The organism is Paraburkholderia sp. Ac-20347, assembly GCF_017104805.1.
Classification (GTDB): Bacteria; Pseudomonadota; Gammaproteobacteria; order Burkholderiales; family Burkholderiaceae; genus Paraburkholderia; species Paraburkholderia tropica.
Genome location: NZ_JAAGPN010000424.1, coordinates 1 through 4,640, shown reverse-complemented (window position 1 = coordinate 4,640; position 4,640 = coordinate 1). Strand labels below are relative to the sequence as shown.

General features: G+C 67.8%; 5 protein-coding genes. 3 read left to right on the top strand and 2 right to left on the bottom strand.

The annotated features are described in order from the left end of the window. The 3 genes from G3N97_RS36840 to G3N97_RS36830 form a co-directional block, all read left to right on the top strand. On the top strand, positions 1-554 hold a 554-nt coding region (locus G3N97_RS36840), incomplete at its 5' end, for an SDR family oxidoreductase (RefSeq protein WP_205997697.1). A 94-nt stretch (positions 555-648) separates the two neighbouring features. After that, the gene (ugpC, locus tag G3N97_RS36835) at positions 649-1,713 is read left to right on the top strand and encodes a sn-glycerol-3-phosphate ABC transporter ATP-binding protein UgpC (RefSeq protein WP_065057566.1); all 1,065 of its coding nucleotides are present in this window, start codon (positions 649-651) and stop codon (positions 1,711-1,713) included. A gap of 61 nt (positions 1,714-1,774) precedes the next feature. Further along, complete coding sequence (locus G3N97_RS36830) at positions 1,775-2,647, top strand: MurR/RpiR family transcriptional regulator (RefSeq protein WP_205997696.1); 873 nt, start codon at positions 1,775-1,777, stop codon at positions 2,645-2,647. A gap of 14 nt (positions 2,648-2,661) precedes the next feature. On the opposite strand, the gene G3N97_RS36825 is transcribed toward G3N97_RS36830, so the two are convergent. Further along, on the bottom strand, positions 2,662-4,113 hold the full coding sequence (locus G3N97_RS36825; RefSeq protein WP_205997695.1) for a cytochrome P450: 1,452 nt from the start codon (positions 4,111-4,113) through the stop codon (positions 2,662-2,664). A 138-nt stretch (positions 4,114-4,251) separates the two neighbouring features. Beyond that, the coding region (locus tag G3N97_RS36820; protein ID WP_277397875.1) for an IclR family transcriptional regulator C-terminal domain-containing protein at positions 4,252-4,640 on the bottom strand (389 nt) is incomplete at its 5' end.

The following is a 4,640-nucleotide window of genomic DNA, read 5'->3' as shown; positions in this document are numbered from 1 at the left end:
CGCGCGGTCCGGTGGACGTGGCGGTCGCCAATGCGGGCGGCGCGCTCGGCACGACGCTCGCGCATACCGACGCGGCGAGCTGGCGGCGCGACGTCGACCTCAATCTCAACGGCACCTACAACACGATCGAAACCGTGCGCACCGCGATGATCGAACGCAAGCGCGGCGTGCTGGTGCTGATCGGCTCCGTGAACGGACTGAGCGCGCTCGGGCATCCGGCGTACAGCGCCGCGAAGGCGGGCCTCGTGAGCTACACGAAGGCGCTCGCGATGGAACTCGGGCCGCACGGCATCCGCGCGAACATCGTGTGTCCGGGCACCGTGAAGACGCCCGCGTGGCGCGCGCGCGTCGAGCAGAATCCGGCCATCTTCGAACAACTGAGCAAGTGGTATCCGCTCGGCGATGTGGCCGAACCCGCCGATATCGCCGACGCCGTGCATTTTCTGGCGTCGCCGCAAGCGCGCGTGATTACCGGCGTGGCCTTGCCGGTCGACGCGGGCCTCATGGCGGGCAACCGGCTGATGGCGAACGAACTGACGCTCGATCCGTTCTGAGCGCGTAAGACGAGCGGGTAAAACGAGCCGCTAAAACAAGCAGGAAAACACACGCAAGCAGCGATAACAGCACACGACAGCACACGAGGACAGCATGGCAGCGGTACAACTGAACGGCATCTACAAGCGCTACGGCGACACGCAGGTCGTGCACGGTGTCGACCTCGACATCGAGGACGGCGAGTTCGTCGTGCTGGTCGGACCGTCGGGCTGCGGCAAGACCACCTTGATGCGCATGATCGCGGGTCTCGAAGATATTTCGGGCGGCGACCTCACGATCGGCGGCACGCGCGCGAACGCGCTGCCGCCGCAGCAGCGCAACATCTCGATGGTGTTCCAGAGCTACGCGCTCTATCCGCATCTTTCGGTGTACGACAACATCGCGTTCGGCCCGCGCATCCGCAAGGAACGCGAGGACGGCTTCAAGCCGCGCATCGAAGCCGCCGCGAAGATGCTCAATCTCTCGAACTATCTCGATCGCCTGCCGCGCGCGTTGTCGGGCGGTCAGCGCCAGCGCGTGGCGATGGGCCGCGCCGTGGTGCGCGAGCCGTCGCTGTTCCTGTTCGACGAACCGCTCTCGAATCTCGACGCCAAGCTGCGCGTGCAGATGCGCACCGAAATCAAGGCGCTGCATCAGCGGCTGCGCAACACGGTCGTCTACGTCACGCACGACCAGATCGAAGCGATGACGATGGCCGACCGCATCGTCGTGATGAACTCGGGGCGCATCGAGCAGATCGGCCGCCCGCTCGATCTCTACGACAAACCCGGCAATCTGTTCGTGGCGAGCTTTCTCGGTTCGCCGTCGATGAACTTCGTGGCGGGCAGCGTGATGAACGACGCGCGCGGGACGGCGCTCGTGCTCGACGACGGCGTGCGCATCGCGCTGCCCGAAGGCCGCGCACAGGCGGGCGCGCGCGTGACGCTGGGCATTCGTCCCGAGCATGTGGAGGCCAACGCGGGCGAGGTGCCGTTCAGCGTCGAGGTGATCGAGCCGACTGGCGCGGAAACGCACTTGTACGGGAAAATAGGCGGCCAGTCATGGTGCGTCACGACCCGCGCGCGTCCCGGCATCGAACCGGGCCAGCGCATGACGCTCGGTCTGCCTCTCGCGCATCTGCATCTGTTCGACACCGAAAGCGGCAAGCGTCTCGATTGAAGCATTGAACCCGGGCTTCGGGCGTCTCGCATCTTCCACGGTTCAACCCACGGAACATAGCTTGCCGGTCTCCAACCTGATCCATCACATCCGCAACGTGGCGGAGTCGCTGCGGCCCGCCGAACGCAAGGTCGCGGAGATGGTGCTCGCCGACATCGACTTCGCGATGCGCGCGAGCATCACCGAACTCGCGTTGCGCGCGGACGTCTCCGAGCCGTCGGTCACGCGTTTTTGCCGCGCGGTGGGCGCGCACGGCCTGCGCGACTTCAAGATGCGGCTCGCGCAGAGCGCGGCGGGCGGCGTGCCGTTTTCCGCCGCCGACGACGCGGCGAGCGGCGAGCCCGCGCAGATGGGCTCGTTGCTCGACAAGGTCGCCGACGCCGTGGTGCAGGGCGTGATGCACGCGCGCGCCTCGCTCGATCCGGCCGTGTTCGAGGCGGCGGTGGCGGCGCTCGGCAGCGCGCGGCGGGTGTTTTTCTTCGGCGTGGGCGCGGGGTCGGGGCTGGTCGCGAACGACGCGGCGCTGCGTTTCCTGCGTCTGGACGTGGCCGCGAGCGCGTTCACCGACGCGCATTTGCAGCGCCTTTACGCCGGGCTGCTCGAACCCGGCGACGTCGCTTTCGCGATCTCGCAGTCGGGCCGCAGCGTGGAAGTGAACGAGAGCATTCAGATCGCGAAGGAGCGCGGCGCGACCACCATCGCGCTGACGAACGCGGGCTCGCGGCTCGCGTGGGTGGTCGACATTCCGCTGCTGCTGCGCGTGCCCGCCGCCGACGAGCCGCACGCGCCGGGCGTGCCGCGCATCGCGCATCTCGCGGTGATCGACGCACTCGCGCTGGGCGTCTCGCTCGGACTCGGGCCGAAGACGCTCGCCAAGATGCGCGACGCGCAGGCGCGCAGCGATTCGGACAGCGCGGGCGAAGTGAAGGCGTAACGCTCGCTGAAGTGCTAGCGCACGCGCTTGCGCAGCTTCACCGGCATCGTGTCCGGCACCATCGTGAACGCCGATACCTCTTTGATCTGCTCCGGATCGATGGCGAGTTCGATTTCGAATTCGTTCATCAGCATCGAGAGCGCGAGGCGCATTTCCACCGTCGCGAGGTGGCGTCCGGGGCACACGCGCGGCCCCGCGCCGAATTGCAGATACGCGCGCACATCATGTGCGCCATGCGCGCCTTCGCGCGGCGCGTCGTGCTCGCCTTTGCGCATCCAGCGCCACGGATCGTAGCGCTGCGGATCGGCGAAATTTTTCTCGTCGATCATCGCGGGCCGCGCGACGAAGAACATGCGCGTGCCCTTGGGCAGCGCGACGTTGTCGACCACGACGTCTTCGAGCGGCTCGAACGAATGCACGGCGGCGACCGGCCGCAGACGCGTCGCTTCGATGGCGATCGCTTCGAAGATGTCGAGGTCCTTGAGCGTGGCGTAGTCGGGGCACACGGGCGCGTCGCCGAGCACGCGATGCGCTTCTGCGCCCAGATGCGTCTGCAACGCGGCGTCGGCCGCCAGATAGGGCAGCGTCCACGCGATGGAATCGGCGGTCGTGTCCTCGCCCGCGAGCAGCAGCGTGAGCACGTTGGCGCGAATCTGCGCATCGGAAATCGGCTCGCCGTCCTGCTGTTGTTGCTGCATGAGCATCGCTTCGAGCAGGTTGCGCGGCAGTTCGGACGGCTCGTCGCGCATGCGCGTGCGGGCGCGCGCCATCATCGAGTCGATGTAGCGGTGCACTTCGGCGAGCGAGTGATCGAGCTTGCGGTCGGCGGGCAGCTTGAACACGCGCCAGTACGGAAACAGCGCGTTGATGCGGCCCATCACGGCGGGCAGGATGCGTTCGAGATGTTCCTGGATCACGCCGTGATCCTGATCGAGCGTGCGCGGGTCTTCGCCGAACGCGAGCGCGCTCGTCACGTCCACTGTGTAGCGCTTGAGGTCGTCGGTCATCTCGACGGTCTCGCCGCGCTCGGCCGCGCGCAGCCAGCGCGTGCGCAGACGCTGCGTGATCTCCGCGAGCGTCGGATAAAACGCCTTGATGTTGGGGATCGAAAGCGCCTGCATCACGAGCCGCCGGTGCGATTCCCACTGCACGCCTTCGGAGGAAAAGAGCCCGTTCGCGCCCATTTCGTCGAACACGCTTTCGATCGGCGAATAGCGGCGATAGCGGTGCGGGCGCTCGCGCATGATCGACTGGATCAGTTCGGTGTCGGTCCAGATCGTGATGGGGATGCTGCCGACCTGAAAGCGGTACGGCGTGCCGAGTTCTTCGGCCCAGCGTTCGAGGATCTGGTGCAGCCGCGTGGGTTCGAGTTGCAGCAGGTTGCCGATCAGCGGCAGGCCGCGCGGGCAGGGCAGGTCGGCGACCTGGCGCAGCGCGGTGGCGGAACCGGTGGAGGCGGTGCTCATGGGGCTGTCCTTGTGATGGGGCCGCCGTGCCTGCCGATATCTGTCGACGCGTATCGGCGCGGATTTGCGCGTCGACACACCGGATCGGGGCGCGTGGCGGCGCCAGGCGTTGCGCGTGAATCGTCTGACGGAAGCCGATTATAGCGGCGCTGCCGCCGCGCCCGCCACGTAGCCGAAGCGCCGCGAGAGGCGCTCGGCAGCCGCCATCAGCAGGGACGCGCAGGCGCCTTCGCGGCCGGTGTCGATGTGACCCGACGGGCCCATCAGCGCGAGCACGAGGCAGACGCTGCCGGTGTGATCGAAGACCGGCGCGGCCACGGTGCTGATGCCGGGAATCGGCTTGTCGAGCGCGGTGTCGAGCCCTTGCGCGCGGATCGCGGCGAGGCGCTCGACATAAGCAGAGTTCGCGTTCGCCGCGTTGGCCGCGTTCGCGGACGGCGTCGCGCCCGCGAGGCGCAGGCCGTCCTGCGCGAGCAGCGCGGCGCGCACGTCGTCGTCGAAACAGGCGGCGAACACGCGGCCGATCG

Excerpts from the sequence above, each read along its gene's own strand:
- ugpC (WP_065057566.1), top strand. The coding sequence starts at position 649 with ATGGCAGCGGTACAACTGAACGGCATCTACAAGCGCTACGGCGACACG.
- G3N97_RS36825 (WP_205997695.1), bottom strand. The coding sequence starts at position 4,113 with ATGAGCACCGCCTCCACCGGTTCCGCCACCGCGCTGCGCCAGGTCGCC.